Here is a 1,109-nt window from a genome sequence, read left to right as displayed (position 1 = left end):
CAGCAGGCCGGGGACGAGGTAGGCGATGTAGTCGGAGCGGTCCCCGCCGCCCATGCCGGCGCTCATCACGTCGCCGAAGATGTAGACGAAGAGCAGGAGCAGCATGATCGGGGTGAGCAGCAGGTTCAGGGTGAGGGAGGGGTAGCGGCGGGCGTGCAGGAGGTTGCGCCGCAGCATCGTCGCCGAGTCACGGACGGCGAGGGACAGGGTGCTCATCGGGCGTTCTCCTCGGTCTGGCGGGTCTGGCGGGTCTGGCGGGTCTGGTCGGTCTGGTGGGGGAGGGTGGCCGGGCCGGTGAGGGCGAAGAAGACGTCGTCGAGGTCGGGGGTGTGGACGGTGAGTTCGTCGGCCTGGATGCCGGCGGTGTCGAGCCGGTCGAGGAGGGTGCGCAGGGCGTGCTGGGTGCCGTCGCCGGGGATCTGCAGGGTCTGTGCCTCGTCGTCCCGGGCGGCCTCGGACAGGGTGGTGGCGGCTGTCCGGTAGGTGGCCGGGTGGGTGAAGCGGAGCCGGACGTGTCCGCCGGGGACGAGCCGCTTGAGTTCCTCGGCGGTGCCTTCGGCGGCGATGGTGCCGTGGTGGAGGACGGCGATGCGGTCGGCGAGCTGGTCGGCTTCTTCGAGGTACTGGGTGGTGAGGAAGACGGTGACGCCGCCGGTGACGAGTTCGCGGATGATCTGCCACATGTTGTGGCGGGAGCGGGGGTCGAGGCCGGTGGTGGGTTCGTCGAGGAAGATGATCTTCGGGTTGCCGACCAGGGTCATGGCGATGTCGAGGCGGCGTTTCATGCCGCCGGAGTAGGTGGAGGCGGGCTTCTTCGCGGCGTCGGTGAGGTCGAAGCGGGTGAGGAGGTCGGCGGTGACCCGGCGGCCCTCGTTTCGGGGCAGGTGGTGCAGGTCGGCCATGAGGAGCATGTTCTCCTCGCCGGTGATCAGGCCGTCGACGGCGGAGAACTGGCCGGTGACGCCGATGGCGGCGCGGACGGCCTGGGGGTGGGTGGCCAGGTCGTGGCCGGCGATGTGGGCCTGGCCGGCGTCGGGGGTGATGAGGGTGGAGAGGATCTTGACGGCGGTGGTCTTGCCGGCGCCGTTCGGACCGAGCAGGGCGAAGAC

The 1,109-nt window shown here is 70.4% G+C and carries 1 protein-coding gene and 1 pseudogene; both read right to left on the bottom strand.

Translation table 11 applies throughout. From position 1 onward, the window contains the following. Positions 1-216 (bottom strand): annotated as a pseudogene (locus ACFWUY_RS27975) (ABC transporter permease); the annotation flags it as partial. Further along, a partial coding sequence (locus ACFWUY_RS27970) for an ATP-binding cassette domain-containing protein (RefSeq protein ID WP_384115322.1) occupies positions 213-1,109 on the bottom strand: 897 nt, incomplete at its 5' end. The pseudogene ACFWUY_RS27975 and the gene ACFWUY_RS27970, both read right to left, overlap by 4 nt.

It is taken from the genome of Streptomyces sp. NPDC058664, from assembly GCF_042716635.1.
In the GTDB taxonomy this organism is placed as follows: Bacteria; Actinomycetota; Actinomycetes; order Streptomycetales; family Streptomycetaceae; genus Streptomyces.
The sequence above is the reverse complement of the archived record's forward strand: the minus strand, read 5'-3'. Positions and strand labels throughout refer to the sequence as shown.